The 1167-nt window shown below is 58.4% G+C and carries 1 protein-coding gene and 1 pseudogene; both read right to left on the bottom strand.

Features of this window, described 5'->3' with window-relative positions:
* Positions 1 to 250, bottom strand: a pseudogene (locus AC04MI_RS25390) (type IV pilus biogenesis/stability protein PilW); the annotation flags it as partial.
* A gap of 33 nt (positions 251 to 283) precedes the next feature.
* The coding region (gene rlmN, locus AC04MI_RS25385; protein ID WP_476499073.1) for a dual-specificity RNA methyltransferase RlmN at positions 284 to 1167 on the bottom strand (884 nt) is incomplete at its 5' end.

The following is a 1167-nucleotide window of genomic DNA, read 5'->3' as shown; positions in this document are numbered from 1 at the left end:
GCTTGACTTCATCCAGTGCGACCGCCGTTTGCCCCAATTCAAAATAGTTGGAGGCCAACTCCAGCCGGATACGAGCGCGGCGCCGCGACTCAGGCTCATCGGACGGCGTGACCAAGCCTGCATCGGCGTCACTGACTGCAGACGAAGCGTTTGTTGCACACCCCTGGAGCGCCCATATGCAAACCACCGCACTGCATGCCGTGAGTGTCCAGCGGCCAATATGCTGCCAGCGTCCAACCATTCCCGCCATGTAGAGCCTCCTTGAAGTTTGCCAACTGCCTGATCAAGTCACCGGTTTGAGCACGATTGTGCGCTGCTTTGCCATGCGTTCTGCGGCCCGGGTACGATCTTTGACATCCCCAGCCAATTGACCGCACGCCGCGTCAATGTCATCACCGCGCGTCTTGCGCACCGTGGTGATAATGCCCGCGTCACTGAGTATCTTGGCAAAGGCCTGCACCTGATTTTGCGGGGACCGCAACAGCCCTGATGCGGGAAACGGATTAAAAGGAATCAGATTGAACTTGCAGCGAATACCACTGCGCTTGACCAACTCGATCAGTTGGCGCGCATGCTCCGTCTGGTCATTGACACCATCAAGCATGCAGTATTCGAACGTGATGAAGTCACGGGGTGCATGCGCCAAATAGCGGTTGCAAGCCTCCAGCAACTCCTCGATCGGATACTTGCGATTGAGCGGCACCAGGTTGTCGCGCAGGGGATCATTGGGTGCATGCAGCGATACCGCCAGTGCCACGGGACAGTCTTGCGCAAGGCGGTCCATCATGGGCACGACGCCCGATGTAGACACCGTCACGCGGCGGCGCGACAGGCCATACCCGTGATCGTCCAGCATTACTTTGAGCGCAGGTACTAATGCCGAATAGTTTTGCAGCGGCTCCCCCATGCCCATCATGACCACATTCGAGATCACACGGTCTTCAGTCTGCAAGCGCTTGCGCAGGGAGTGCTCTGCAAACCACAGCTGGGCGACGATCTCACCCGTCGTCAGATTGCGACTGAAACCCTGATGGCCTGTAGAACAGAAGCGGCAACCGACAGCGCAGCCCGCCTGCGATGACACACAGAGGGTTCCACGATCATCCTCCGGGATGAACACGGCCTCCACCGCGTTGCCATCACCCACATCAAACAGCCACTTCACAG

Source organism: Acidovorax sp. LjRoot204 (assembly GCF_056175785.1).
Note: the sequence above shows the minus strand (reverse complement) of the source record. Positions and strands in the feature narration are given on the sequence as shown.